The organism is Streptomyces sp. KL109B (assembly GCF_030766935.1).
Lineage (GTDB): Bacteria > Actinomycetota > Actinomycetes > Streptomycetales > Streptomycetaceae > Streptomyces.
Genome location: NZ_JASERL010000012.1, coordinates 43956 through 56393, shown reverse-complemented (window position 1 = coordinate 56393; position 12438 = coordinate 43956). Strand labels below are relative to the sequence as shown.

13 protein-coding genes are annotated in these 12438 nt (G+C 71.2%); 4 read left to right on the top strand and 9 right to left on the bottom strand.

The window, feature by feature from the left end:
• Nucleotides 1-51: 51 nt before the first annotated feature.
• The gene (locus RBJ65_RS32330; protein ID WP_372341418.1) at nt 52-876 is read right to left on the bottom strand and encodes a class I SAM-dependent methyltransferase; all 825 of its coding nucleotides are present in this window, start codon (nt 874-876) and stop codon (nt 52-54) included.
• 90 nt (nt 877-966) lie between these two features.
• Between RBJ65_RS32330 and RBJ65_RS32325 the strand changes: the two genes are divergently transcribed.
• Together RBJ65_RS32325 and RBJ65_RS32320 are read left to right on the top strand one after the other, a co-directional pair.
• The gene (locus RBJ65_RS32325; RefSeq protein WP_306322761.1) at nt 967-1557 is read left to right on the top strand and encodes a TetR/AcrR family transcriptional regulator; all 591 of its coding nucleotides are present in this window, start codon (nt 967-969) and stop codon (nt 1555-1557) included.
• Nucleotides 1558-1961: 404 nt separating this feature from the next.
• A complete protein-coding gene (locus tag RBJ65_RS32320; protein ID WP_306322762.1) occupies nt 1962-3530 on the top strand; it encodes a subtype B tannase in 1569 nt (522 codons plus the stop codon).
• A 73-nt stretch (nt 3531-3603) separates the two neighbouring features.
• Here the strand turns inward: RBJ65_RS32320 and RBJ65_RS32315 are convergent, their stop codons facing one another.
• From RBJ65_RS32315 to RBJ65_RS32285, 7 genes are all read right to left on the bottom strand, one after another.
• Nucleotides 3604-4950, bottom strand: a complete 1347-nt coding sequence (locus RBJ65_RS32315; RefSeq protein WP_306322763.1) for an aromatic acid/H+ symport family MFS transporter — start codon at nt 4948-4950, stop codon at nt 3604-3606.
• Nucleotides 4951-4989: 39 nt separating this feature from the next.
• Entirely contained in the window at nt 4990-5946 is a 957-nt protein-coding gene (locus RBJ65_RS32310; protein ID WP_306322764.1) for a catechol 2,3-dioxygenase, read from the bottom strand.
• Entirely contained in the window at nt 5943-6995 is a 1053-nt protein-coding gene (locus tag RBJ65_RS32305; protein ID WP_306322765.1) for a PrpF domain-containing protein, read from the bottom strand. Before RBJ65_RS32305 ends, RBJ65_RS32310 begins: the two co-directional genes overlap by 4 nt.
• Nucleotides 6992-7696: a 4-carboxy-4-hydroxy-2-oxoadipate aldolase/oxaloacetate decarboxylase gene (locus RBJ65_RS32300; RefSeq protein WP_306322766.1), complete on the bottom strand. Its 705-nt coding sequence runs from the start codon at nt 7694-7696 to the stop codon at nt 6992-6994. Before RBJ65_RS32300 ends, RBJ65_RS32305 begins: the two co-directional genes overlap by 4 nt.
• A complete protein-coding gene (locus tag RBJ65_RS32295; protein WP_306322767.1) occupies nt 7696-8454 on the bottom strand; it encodes a PIG-L deacetylase family protein in 759 nt (252 codons plus the stop codon). The genes RBJ65_RS32300 and RBJ65_RS32295 overlap by 1 nt, the downstream gene beginning before the upstream one ends.
• Nucleotides 8455-8502: 48 nt before the next feature.
• A complete protein-coding gene (locus RBJ65_RS32290) occupies nt 8503-9156 on the bottom strand; it encodes a GntR family transcriptional regulator (protein ID WP_306322768.1) in 654 nt (217 codons plus the stop codon).
• Nucleotides 9157-9230: 74 nt separating this feature from the next.
• Nucleotides 9231-9659, bottom strand: coding sequence for a MarR family winged helix-turn-helix transcriptional regulator (locus RBJ65_RS32285; protein WP_306322769.1), 429 nt, complete (start codon nt 9657-9659; stop codon nt 9231-9233).
• Nucleotides 9660-9802: 143 nt separating this feature from the next.
• Between RBJ65_RS32285 and RBJ65_RS32280 the strand changes: the two genes are divergently transcribed.
• On the top strand, nt 9803-10360 hold the full coding sequence (locus RBJ65_RS32280; RefSeq protein ID WP_306322770.1) for a quercetin 2,3-dioxygenase: 558 nt from the start codon (nt 9803-9805) through the stop codon (nt 10358-10360).
• A 77-nt stretch (nt 10361-10437) separates the two neighbouring features.
• Nucleotides 10438-11592, top strand: a complete 1155-nt coding sequence (locus RBJ65_RS32275; RefSeq protein ID WP_306322771.1) for an alpha-hydroxy-acid oxidizing protein — start codon at nt 10438-10440, stop codon at nt 11590-11592.
• Here the strand turns inward: RBJ65_RS32275 and RBJ65_RS32270 are convergent.
• Nucleotides 11579-12421 carry an N-formylglutamate amidohydrolase gene (locus tag RBJ65_RS32270; RefSeq protein ID WP_306322772.1) on the bottom strand — a complete coding sequence of 281 codons (843 nt, stop codon included), beginning with the start codon at nt 12419-12421 and terminating at the stop codon, nt 11579-11581. The genes RBJ65_RS32275 and RBJ65_RS32270 overlap by 14 nt on opposite strands.
• Nucleotides 12422-12438 lie beyond the last annotated feature (17 nt).

The following is a 12438-nucleotide window of genomic DNA, read 5'->3' as shown; positions in this document are numbered from 1 at the left end:
CTGCCGCTTCCCCTTTCCGTACGAGTCCAGGTAAGCAGCCGCCACTGACAATCAGGCCGCGGCGGCCCGCTCGGCCGTGACCACCACCGCGGTGTACGGCAACGTGAACTCCCCGCCGAACGCGTCGATCGCGGCGCCGGTGCGCGCCACCAGGTCCTCCAGCTCCTCCGGCCGGTACGTGCCCGCCTCCCCGCTGGTACGCAGCTGCTCCAGCCACGCGTCGCGCGTGTACCCGGCCTCCCACTCGAAGCGCCACTCCTCGGGTTCGCCGAAAAGGCCGGTGTCGCGCAGCCCGTCGGCGACATTCGCGAAGATCGCGCCGTACGCGTCGAGGGTGGGGCGGGCCCACGGGTTGCGCGGCGAGTCGGGCAGGGCCTCGCGGTGGGCCGCGGCGAAGGCGTCCGCGAGGTCGGGGCCGGGGCGGAAGACGTTCCAGAAGAGGGCGAGGCGGCCGCGCGGGCGCAGCACCTCGGCCGCCTTCGCGGCGCCCGCGACCGGGTCGATCCAGTGCCAGGTCTGGCCCGCGACGACCGCGTCGAAGGTGCGGCCCGCGGGATCCCAGGCCTCGAACGCGCCGACTTCCACGTCGAGTCCACGGCCGCGGGCGTACTCCGCCATGCGCGCGTCGACGTCGACGCCGAGGACACCACAGCCCGCCGCCCGGAACTGGCGGGACGCGATGCCGGTGCCGCAGCCGACGTCGAGGACGTCCGGTCCTGGCGCGGCGGCGGCGATCCGGGCCACCAGGGCGTCGGGGTAGCGGGGCCGGGTGCGGTCGTAGCGCTCGGGGTCGGTGCCGAAGGACTCCGCCATGGCGCGGGCCTTGTGCGGTTCGTTCGACGAGGGACCGGACTGGTTCACATCCTGAGTGGGCATGCGCCCACCCTAGTGGGCACATGCCCACTCTTCTACTGTTGCCGGGGTCAGAGACCCGAGCCGAACGATGGAAACGAAGGAGAAGCGCAGGTGCCGACCGGTGTGGCCATCCGCGACGTCCGCGAGCAGCTCTTCGACGCGGCCGAGCGCGTCCTCATGCGCGACGGCGCCGCCGCGCTCACCAGCCGGGCCGTCACCACGGAGGCGGGCTGCGCCAAGGGCGTCCTGCACCGCCACTTCGCCGACTTCGACGCCTTCCTCGCCGACCTCGTCCTCGACCGCGCGGGCCGCATGGAGGAACGCGCCGCCGCGCTCGTCGCGTCCGCCGGCACCCGCGGCGTCGTCGACCTCCTCACCGACGCGCTGACGGACCTGTTCACTCCGGTCGTCGTCGCCATGGTCGGCCTGCTGACCTTCCGTGACGGTCTGCGCGCGCGGCTGCGGGGGGCGGGGCGCCCGGGCGTCACGGTCCTGGCGGACGCCACCGCGATGATCCGCTCGTACCTCGAAGCGGAGCGAAAGGCGGGCCGACTGGCGGCCCATACCGACATCGACTCCCTGGGCCTGACCCTCATCGGCTCGGGCCACCTGCTGTTCGCGAGCCGCGAGGACGGCCCGCCCACGGACGCGGACGTCCGCCGCGTCGTGACCTCGGCCGTCGCCGGGGCGCTGCCCCGCTAGACCCCTGACGCAAGCTCGCTGGACCCCTCACGCAAGACCGCCGCACCCCACCCCCATGGGCACATCCGCTCGACTGGACAACCGTCCGAGGGGGACGGCACGTTCGGCCGTCACTCACACGGGGCACCGGAGTTGGCCATGGTGGACGCCGCCGCGCCCGAGCGACAGCGCGGCCGCGTCCGGGCGGCGGTCACGGCACTGTGCGGGTGTGTTCCATGTGACCGCCGCCTTTCTCATGCCGGAGCACCGGCTCATGCCGGAACACCGGCCGGGCGCACCTGGGCGCCGCCTGAGCACCACCTGAGAATGTCACCCAAATTGTTGACAGTTACGTTGACGCTTGATGGCGTAGGGCCTGACGCGGCGGGAACCACTCGCCCCAAGAGCCATACGGGAGCCACGAGTTGAAGCACAGGGCGATCAACAGGGCCATCAAGCGCAGAAATGTCGTGATCGGGATCGGCGCGACGGCGGGCGCCGTGGCGGCCGGCGGCCTCACCCTCTCCGCGCGGGCGTCGACCGGGTCCACACCGGACGGGCCTTCCGGCGCCCTCACGTTCGACAAGGAGGCGTACACGGAGCTGACGACGACCGTCACCACCGACGACGGCGACAAGGAGGTGACGTACCACTTCTGGAAGGCGATCACGTATGTCGCCGAGCCGGTCGACGAGAAGTACCAGAGCCTCAACGTCAGCGTGCCGGTGGAGATCGACGGTAAGGCGGTCGACGCCTCCGGCGCGCCCATCCTCCTCGCCAACTCCATCGGGGGCTACATGCCGTCCTCCGTCGCGGACGCGGACGGCGTCGGAGGTGGCGGAGGCGGTATGCCCGGCGGTGGTGACGGCCCGCCCGGAGGCGGTGGCGGCCCGCTCGTCTCCAACCAACTGCTCGCCCTGGCCGCCGGATACGTCGTCGTGGAGCCGGGAGCTCGCGGGCGCACCCTGAAGGACGACGACGGCACGTACTACGGCACCGCGCCCGCCGCGATCGTCGACCTGAAGGCCGCCGTGCGCTACGTCCGCGCCAACAAGGGCCGGATCCCCGGCGATACCGACCGCATTGTGTCGGCCGGGACCAGCGCGGGCGGCGCCCTGTCCGCGCTGCTCGGCGCCTCCGGGGACAGCCGGAGCTACGCCGCGCACCTGGCCGAGCTCGGCGCCGCCGACGCCTCCGACGCGATCTTCGCGACCGGCGCCTGGTGCCCGATCACCGACCTGGAGCACGCCGACGGCGCGTACGAGTGGAACTGGGGCACCAACAAGCAGAACGACGGAACACAGGTCGACCAGGCGACATCGAAGCAGTTGCGCGCCCAATTCGCCGAGTATCAGGCCGCGTTGAGGCTGCGCAGGATGGACGGCCGCGGAACACTGACCGCCCGTAACTACGACGACTACCTCCTGACGCACTATCTGCAGCCCTCCGCCACCCGCTACTTGGCGGCTCTGCCGGAGGGCGAGCGCGCCACGTATCTCGCCGACAACACGTTCATCACGTGGCGGGGCGGGCGTGCCACGTTCACGTGGCAGGACTTCCTCACCCACGTGGGCGCGCGCAAGAAGGACACGCCCGCCTTCGACCCGTTCGACCTGTCCTCGCCCGAGAACAACGAGTTCGGCGCGGGCACCACCGAGGCGCGGCACTTCACCGCGTACGGCGCGCGGCACGACACGAGCGGCCTCGACAGCAGGCGCGTGGCGCCGGACATCCCCGAGAAGCTCGACCTGATGAACCCGATGCACCACCTGGCACGGCGCAATCCGGGCCGCTCCAAGCACTGGTGGATCCGGCTCGGCACGAAGGACAGCGACACGTCGCTGACCGTCTCCGCCAATCTCGCGGCGAGCGCGGCCGGGCTCGGCGACGAGGTCGACCACCGCTACTACTGGGACGCGGGGCACGGAGCCAATACCGACCCCGCGGACTTCATCGCCTGGATCGCCGAGGTGACGGGTTACCGGAAGAAGTAGGGCGCGAGGTGTGTACGGCACTGTGGCCCGGCCCTCTCGTAAGGGCCGGGCCACAGCGGCGTACGGGCACGGATCAACCGGCCAGCGCCGGCGCCCCCTTGCGGTCTCCGCTCCCCCGGTTGAGACCGGCCCTGATGGTGAGCGCGGCCAGCGCCATCATCACCGCGCCGAAGACGGCCGCCGCCGCGAACATCGTGAAGCCCAGGTCGGCGTGGCCCGCCGCGAGCAGCTGCCCGCCCAGCCACGGGCCGAAGACGGCGCCGAAGCGGCCCATGCCGGAGACCCAGCTGAGCGCGGTGGGCCGGTCCTCCTCGGTGTGGTGGGAGCCGACCGTCGCGTACACCATCGTCTGCCCGCTGAACAGGAGCAGTCCGGCGAGGAAGACGACGCCGTACAGCACAGCCACCGACATGTGCACGCCCATGAGATAGACGAAGACCGCGGTCAGCGCGAACCAGATGATGACGACGCGGCGCGGGCCGATGCGGTCGGCGAGGCGGCCGGCGACGAGCATGCCGACGATCCCGCCGACGTTGAGGAACGTCGAGAAGAGCAGCGAGTCACCGGTCTCGTACCCGAGGTCGCCCATGATCTTCGGCAGCCACTGGCCGACGCCGTAGACGAGCAGCAGTCCTGCGAAGGACGTCAGCCAGAAGCACAGCGTCGTCAGCCACTGGCGGCCGCGGAAGAGGGCCTTGAGGCTCTCCAGCTTGTCCTCGGCATGCCCCTTGGGCTCGGGGAGTTCGAGTCCGTACGTGCCCGCGAGGCTTCGCGCGTCCGTGGTGCGGCCGCGCGTGAGCAGGTTCGTCGGTGACTCCGGCAGCAGCTTCAGGGCGAGCGGCAGGAAGATCAGCGCGGGTATCGCGCCGACGACGAAGGCGGAGCGCCAGCCGAAGTCGTCGATCAGCCACAACGCGAGCAGCGGAGCGACGGCGCCGCCGGTCTGGTGGGCGGTCATGATGACTCCGGTGGCGAGCGCCTTGCGGGCGCCGGTGGTGAACTCCATGCCGTACGAGATGGCGATCGGCAGCAGCGCGCCGAGGCCGAAGCCGCACACCAGGCGGCAGAGGCCGAACACCCCGGCGCTCTGGGCGAGTCCGCAGCCGACGGTGGCGAGGGTGAAGATCACGACCGACGTGAAGACGGTCTTGCGGCGGCCCACCCAGTTGCTGACGGTGCCGGAGAGGATGGTGCCGACGAGCATGCCGAAGGTGGTGTAGCTGCCGATGTCACCGGCGGTGGCGTCGGTCAGGCCGAGCGCCTTCGACCCGAGCATGTGCGGCAGGGCGGAGCCGTAGATGAAGGTGTCGATGCCGTCGATGAACACGAGTGCCCAGCACAGGGCGATGACGATGGCGCGGCTTCTGAGGGAGGGGGCGGCTGTGTTTTCGGGCAGGGGGGAGCGGTAACGCGAGGACATCTTTGTTCCTCTCGTGCGGGCAGGTCGGGGGTGGGAAGGTCAGGGCGCGATCGGCGGGGTTCCGTGGGTGTGGAAGGACTCGATGGTCTTCAGGCCCCAGGCCTGGCCCTTCTTGCGCTCTTCCTCGGTCCAGGTGATCAGCGGCCAGTCGGGCGCGAGGACGAGACGGGTGAGCGGGTTGCACAGTTCGACGCGGTTGCCGCCGGGCTCGTAGACGTAGAGGAAGAACGTCTGCTGGATGGCGTGCTTGTGGGGGCCGGTCTCGATGAACACGCCGGTGTCGATGGCGAGATCGGCGGCGCGCAGGATGTCCTCTCGGTTGTCGGTCGCGAACGCGATGTGGTGCAGGCGGCCGTTCGCGCCGGTCCAGTCCTCGGTGTAGACGACGTCGTACGACTTGTTGGTGAAGGTCAGCCACTTGCCCGCGATGCGCCCGGTGTCGAGCCGGATCTGTTCGGTGGGGCGGGCGCCGAGGACGTCCGACTGGAAGTCGGCGTTGAGGGCGACGTCGGAGGCGAGGAAGTTCACGTGGTCGAGGCGGCGGACGCCGACGCCGCGGTTGGGCTTGGCCTGCGGCTGGTTCTTCAGCGCCGGCTTCAGCGCGTCGGGGGCCCGGTAGTGCTCGCTGTCCCAGTAGAGGGCGAGTTCGTGGCCGTCCGGGTCGGTGGTGACGTACAGCTTGCCGATGCCGGGCTCGTCCTCGGTCCAGTGTCCGGTGCCGCCGGACTCCTCGACCGCCTTGACGCGGCGCTGGAGTGCCTCCGCGCTGGAGGTGCGCAGGGCGAGGCGGCCGAGGCCGGGCCGTTCGCGGGCGGTGAGGACGAGGCTGTGGTGCTCGTAGTCGTCGAAGGTACGCAGGTAGACGGTGTGGTCGCCGTCCTGGCCGCAGACGGTGAGGCCGAGGAAGTCCGTGAAGAAGCCGACGCTGGCGTCCAGGTCGGGGGTGAACAGCTGGGCGTGGCCGATGTGCGCGATGTCGCCGAGCGGCGGAGTCATCGTTGACCTCCTGGAGTGGGTATGGGGCGCGGGAAGACCGTGCCGTCGAAGAGTTTCCGGGCGGTGCGGACGACGGCGGTGCGCCGGGCCGCCGGCCTGCCGTCGGGGCCTTCGGTGAGGCTGCTTTCGATGTCGATCGATCCGGTGGGGTGCTCGATGCGCAACCGGTCGCCGTCGGTGGGCGGTTGGGCGATGCCGTCGGCCACACCTCCCTCGATACGGAGGCCCGCCGCGACGCTCGCCGCGCCGAGCACGCCGATGGCGGTGTGGCAGCGCACGGGTATGAACGTACGGGTGGTGACGGCGCCGCCGTGCCGGGGCGGGGCGAGCAGGGTCAGCTTGGGGACGGTGGCGTCGGAGACGTCACCGAGGCCCATCAACTCGCCGGCGGCGAGCCGGATTTCGCGCAGCCGGACGGCCAGCTCCCGGTTGCTCTCCAGCTCCTCGGGGTCCTCGTATCCGGTGACCTCGCAGCCGGTGACCTTCAGGGAGTCGGCGGGGACGAGCACGGTCGGCATGCCGTTGTCGACGCAGGTGACCTCGGTGTCCGCGACGGTGTCCCGGGGGTGCCCGGTGGGCAGCAACGGCCCGTCGCCCGGCGGGAATTCGAGGGACACCTCGACGCCGTCCCCGAGATCTCCGGAGAACGTGGCCATGGCGAGGTCACCGGAGTTCACCATCCGGATACGTACCGAGGTCTCCCCCGCTCCCACAAGGCCGCGCTCGACCGCGAAGGGGCCGATTCCGGCGAGGAGGTTCCCGCAGTTCTGACGGTCCGACACCACGGGTTCTTCGACGCCCACTTGGAGGAAGAGGTAGTCGACGTCCGCCGCGGGGTCGCTGGACGGTGACACCACCGCCACCTTGCTGGTCAACGGGTGTGCGCCGCCGATCCCGTCGATCTGGCGGGGGTCGGGGCTGCCCATCACCCGCAGCAACAGCTCGTCGCGGGCGGCCGGTTCGGCGGGCAGGTCGTCGGCGAGGAAGTAGGCACCCTTGGAGGTTCCGCCGCGCATCAGCATGCAGCGCAGTTCCTCTGGCCCGGTCACGAGGTGTACTCCTCGTGCTCCTGGTACGTGCGGTACTCGACGCCGAGCCGCTTCAGGGTGTCGCGCAACCCGTAGCGGTCCAGGCCCAGTTGACCCTCCTGGAACGCCGCCCGCGTCGCGGCCTCCTTCTCCTCCCGGGCCCGGGACTTCTCGGCGGCCTCACGGGCCCGCTCGCGCGGCACGACCACGACACCGTCGTCGTCCGCGACGACGACATCGCCGGGGCGGACCCTCTCGCCCCCGATGACGACCGGTACGTTGACGCTGCCACCGGTCGCCTTCACCGTGCCCTGCGCGGACACGGCCGCCGACCAGGCGTGGAAGCCCATGGCGCGCAGCTCGGCCGTGTCCCGGATCCCGGCGCCCGTGACGACGCCTCGCACCCCGCGCCGCCGCAGCGCGGTCGCGAACAGCTCGCCGAACATGCCGTCCGTGGACGGCGACGTGGTGGTGACGACGAGGATGTCACCCTCCCCGCACTGCTCCACGGCCGCGTGGATCATGAGGTTGTCGCCGGGCCAGGACAGTACGGTCACGGCGGTGCCGGCGATGCGCGTGTCCCGTTGGTTCGGGCGCAGTTGATGGCCGAGGAGACCGGTGCGGCCCATCGCCTCGTGGACGGTGGCGACCCCGAATCCGGCGAGCGCCTCGACGTCCTCGGGGTCGGCCTTGGGCGGGTCGGTGACGATGACGCCGGGCATCAGGCGAGCTCCTTCGCGATCTGCGGATAGGGGCGCATGTACGCCTCGGCCATCGTGTTGTGGGCGAGTCCCAGGTTCGGCCCGGCGTTCCGCTTGAGCTGCACACCTCGGCGTACGGCCAGGTCGGTGTAGTACGCCCACAGGTGCTGCTGGGCGCCCAGGCACTCCATGGCCTCGCGCTTGGTGTCCCAGACCTCGGTGATGTCGAGGAGCACCTCGGGCTTGAAGCCGCTCATCTCGGGCTGGTGCGGCTCGAAGTAGAAGACGGGCGGGGCGCCGATGATCTCGCCTTCGCCGGGGTAGCCGATGGCCTGTGCGAGGACGCGGGCCTGGAGGGCCATGCGGTTCGCGGCCGGGTGGTCGCCGTTGTACGGGTCGTCGACCGGGTGCGTGAGCACGACGTCGGGCTGGGTGTCCCGGTAGACGGTGACGAGCCGGTCGGTCAGCTCGGCGCTCTCCACCAGCGGGTAGTCGCCGGCGTCGAAGAAGCGCACGTCGGCGCCGAGTACGGCGGCGGCGCGCTCGGCCTCGTCGCGGCGGATCGCCTTGATCTCGTCGAGCTTCCTGCCCTCGCGCCAGGCCTTGGCGGACTCGCCGCGCTCCCCGAACGTCAGGCACGCGATGGTCACCTTCTCGCCGCGGGCGGCGGCGAGCGCGATGGCGCCGCCGGCCCGCCACACGAAGTCCCCGGCGTGCGCGGTGACCACCAGGGTCGATCGTGGCTCCGGGGTGGTGGCGGGCGCGTGGCCGTTACTCATGACTGCATCTCCTTGGTGACAGGTGTGCGCCCGTCCCCCGGAGCGCTGTCAGTCGGCGCGCAACACGTCGATCACGCTGCGGAGGTGGGCGCGGGCGGCCGTCTCGGCCTCCTGCGGTTTTCTGGACCTGATCGCCTCGACGATGGCCAGGTGTTCACTCAGTGACTGCTGGGCACGCCCCGGCCGCAGCGCCAACTGAAAGCGGTGGCGCACTAGTTGGGCGTTGAGCCGCTCCAGGAGTCCGACGGCCGTGTGCTGGCCGGAGATGTCCCGGACGCGGGCGTGCAGTTGATGGTTGAGGTCGGAGTAGGTGAGTGGGTCACCGTTCGCGACGGCTTGCGACATGGCGTCGCCGAGCTCGGTGAGTCCGTCGAGTTGTGCGTCGGTGGCCTCCTCTGCCGCCTTCGCCGCACACAGTCCTTCGAGTGCCATCCGGCACTCCGTGATCTCCACGGCCTCCTCGACCGTGACCACCCGCACCCGCGAGCCGCGGTTGCGGATGCGCTCGACCAGGCCTTCGGCAGCCAGTTCGAGAAGTGCCGCGCGGATGCTGCCCCGCGTCACGTCGTACTGCTCGGCGAGTTCGTTCTCCACCAGCCGCTGGGCCGGTGACATGTCGCCGCGCAGAATGGCCTGCCGCAGTTGATCCAGCGCGTACTGCTTGGCCTGCTCTCCGGAGCCCGGACGGGCTTCCTTCGGCATGTGCCCTCCCTGAGTGAGTGCGTGTCGACGCTAAATCTAGGCCAACCAAATTGTCAACGATTTCGTTTACACACTCACGCGGGCTCACCCCACGACTCCTCAAGCGCCGCCCGCAGCGCGCCGAGCGCCTCCTCGCCGATGCGCTCCGCGAGCCGCGCCTCAAGTCCGTCGAGGGCGCGCCGCGCCCGGTCGTGGGCGCGCCGCCCGGCCGCGGTGCGGCGCACGAGCCGCTGCCGCGCGGAGGCCGGGTCGGGCGCCTGCTCCAGGAGCCCGTCCTCGATCAGGGCGCGCACGGCCTGATGGACGGTCTGCCGGGTCACGCCCATCCGGCGGGCCAGTTCGGAGACGGTGGTGCCGTCCGCGTCGAGCATCGCGAAGAGCTGCACCTGAGTGGGCGTTATCGGGGCGACTCCGCGCGCTTCGAGGGCCGCGAGCAGGCCGTCCTCGAACCAGCGCCTGGCCTCACCCAGGAGCTGCGGCAGATCACGTCGGGGCTCACCCATCACCGTCTCGTCCTTCCGGAAGTCTCCGCGGGACGGGCCCTTGCCCGTCGGCCGCGCGCCGTGTCAGGCTACCTGACACATACCGTCAGGCGACCTGACAAAGAGCAGCAGGACACACCACGACAGGAACAGGGCGACCCACCATGACCATGGAGTACGCGACGCGCTACCGCAGCGCCTCCCGCATCCCCGCCGACCCCTCGAAGCCGTACGTCATCGAGAAGGGGCACGGCGACCGGGCCCACCTCTTCGGCGATCTCGTCACCGTGTACGCGGGCGGCGAGCAGACCGACCACACCTTCAACTTCTTCACCGTGGAAGGCCCGAAGGGCGACATCATCCCGGCACATGTGCACGCGGACACCCATGAGGTGTTCTACGTGACGCAGGGCGCGGTCCGGCTCTTCGCCGAGGACCCCGAGGGCGAGCAGCTGGAACGGCTGCTGACGCCGGGTGACTTCGGGTTCGTGCCGAAGAACTGCGCGCACGCGTACCGCATGGAGCGCCACCACTCCCAGGTCGTCGGCGTCGCGGCCGGCCCAGGCGGCACCTTCGAGCGGTTCTTCGAGTCGCTGGGCACGCCGGTGGAGGAGATGGGCCTGCCCGCCCGGCCGTTCGTCCCCGAGCCGCACAAGTTCGGCACGGTGCCACAGCGGTACGACGTGCGTTTCCTCCCCGACCACGAGTGGCGGACGTCGTGACACCCGCCGACCCCTTTGCGGCACGCCGCTGACCTGGCAGATTGGGGTGCCCCTGTCCCCTGGTGAAGAGGTGCGCGATGAGCCCGCAGTTCGGCGACTACCAATTCGAGATCTACCTCGACGGACTGCGCGGCGTCACACCCACGCAGCCGATGGACTTCGCGACGCTCGAAGAGCGCGCGCGGGCCGCCCTCTCCCCCTCCGTCTGGTCGTACGTCGCCGGGGGCGCGGGCGACGAGCACACGCAGCGGGCGAATGTGCGGGCCTTCGAGCGGTACGGGCTCGTGCCGCGGATGATGGTGGGTGCCACGCAACGGGACATGTCCGTGGACCTGTTCGGGATGCGGCTCGCCTCGCCGCTGTTCATGGCGCCGGTCGGGGTGATCGGGCTGTGCGCGCAGGACGGGCACGGGGATCTGGCGACGGCGCGGGCCGCGGCGCGTACCGGTGTGCCCATGGTGGCGTCGACGCTGACGGTGGACCCGATGGAGGACGTGGCGGCGGAGTTCGGTGACACCCCCGGCTTCTTCCAGCTCTACACACCCACCGACCGGGCGCTGGCCGAGAGCCTCGTGAAGCGGGCCGAGGCGGCGGGCTACAAGGGCATCGTGGTCACGCTCGACACCTGGGTCACCGGCTGGCGCCCGCGCGACCTGGCGACGTCCAACTTCCCGCAGCTGCGCGGCCATTGCCTCGCCAACTACACCTCCGACCCGCGCTTCCAGGAGATCGCCGCGAGCACCGATCCCATGGACCTGGTCAGTTCCTGGGTCGGCCTCTTCGGCAACCCGCTCACCTGGGACGACCTTCCGTGGCTGCGCTCGCTCACCGATCTGCCGCTGATCCTCAAGGGCATCTGCCACCCCGAGGACGTACGCCGCGCCAAGGACGGCGGCGTGGACGGCATCTACTGCTCGAACCACGGCGGCCGGCAGGCCAACGGCGGGCTTCCCGCGCTCGCCGCGCTGCCCGGCGTCGTCGAGGCGGCGGACGGCCTGCCGGTCCTCTTCGACTCCGGGGTCCGCTCGGGCGCGGATGTCGTCAAGGCGCTGGCGCTGGGCGCGACGGCCGTGGGCGTCGGGCGGCCGTACGCATACGGGCTCGCGGTCGGCGGCGTCGACGGCCTGGTCCACACCCTGCGCTCGCTCCTCGCCGAGGCCGACCTCATCATGGCGGTCGACGGCTACCCGACGCTCGCGGACCTCACGCCGGAGGCACTCACCACGGTGTGACCAGCGCGGCCAACGCCGACGCCACGGCGTCCAGTCCTTCGTGCGGCGTCGTCGGTTCGTCGAGGTACACGTCCCGGCGCAGCTCCACCATGAGCGCGGCGACGCGCTGGTCCCGGCCGTAGTGCTCCAGCGGGACGTACGTCCCCGCGAAAGGTGTGTCGACGGCGGTCCCGCCGAGCCCGGCGAAGGCCTCGCGGGCCCGGTCGAGGAGCGCGTGGGGCGTGTGGAAGGGGTCGACGCCCAGGCAGACGGGCGGGCGCCGGCCCGCGCCGTGGAGTTCGTAGGGCAGGGCGCGGCTCGGGTAGGAGTGCACGTCGACGATCACCGCGCGGCCGGTAGCGGCCAGCCGGTCCGCCACGGCGTCGGTCATGGCCCGCGCGTAGGGGTGGAAGTACGTGTCCAGCAACTCGCCCTCGTCCGCCGGAGGTTCGGCCCGCAGTGGCTCGCGGTGCGTCGTGCGCGTGTAGACCGCGCCCATGCCGACCGCCCGCATCTCCTCCCGCTCGTCGGGGAACCGCTCCGGGTCGACGACCAGCCGGGACCGCTCGTTGACGAACCGCCACGGCGTGACTCTCGCGGCCCGCGCGGCGCGTTCCGCGACGACCTCGGTGTGCGCGTCGGTGATGAGGTCGAGCTCCCGCTCCAGGGCGGCGTCGTCAAGCAGCAGCCCTTCCCGTACGCGCGCCGGGATCGTCCGGGAGGCGTGCGGGACGTGCAGGAGCACCGGGGAGGCCGGGTCGCCGGGGAGCAGCCGGTACGGAGGGGTGGTGGTGCCTCGCGGGGGTGCGTCCGGGGTGGTGTCCGGGGTGGTGTCCGGGGTGGTGTCCATGCCCCTCACCCTCCCAT